The sequence below is a fragment of the Pseudomonas sp. SCPG-7 genome (genome assembly GCF_002156405.1).
Classification (GTDB): domain Bacteria; phylum Pseudomonadota; class Gammaproteobacteria; order Pseudomonadales; family Pseudomonadaceae; genus Aquipseudomonas; species Aquipseudomonas parakoreensis.
Window position 1 is genome coordinate 1 of the sequence record NZ_MVOO01000051.1, and the last position, 375, is coordinate 375.

Sequence of the window (375 nt, forward strand, 5' to 3'; positions counted from 1 at the left end):
GTGAGGCCGATCGGCATGTCGCTGGCGATCACTTTCCAGGCAGCGCGCGAGCTGCGCAGGCTGCGCTTGAGCCACGCGAGCTGTTGCGCGCCGGCATGGACGGTCTCCGCGCCGGGCGACGCTTGCGCGTTCGCCGTATTCGGCCCGCGATACGTGCGAAGGTCGATCGCGAACACGTCGAGCAGCGGGCCGTAGTGGCACGTCCGATAGATCGGCGGCCCTGTCGCGGCCGCGAGGCGAATCGGCGAGTGCTCGAGAAAGGCTCGCCGCGCATGTGCGACCAGCACCCGCGGGTTCTTTTCGGTATAGCGCGCATCAGCGTCGAGACTCATCCCGGGATGCCAGTTGTTCCTCACCTCGTGGTCGTCCCACTGT

Annotated in this window: 1 protein-coding gene; it reads right to left on the reverse strand. The window is 67.5% G+C overall.

Annotation, left to right across the window (positions count from 1 at the left end; translation table 11 throughout):
• Positions 1 to 332 (reverse strand): alkaline phosphatase D family protein (locus B1722_RS28500; RefSeq protein ID WP_256578876.1); only part of this gene is annotated, 332 nt, incomplete at its 3' end.
• Positions 333 to 375 lie beyond the last annotated feature (43 nt).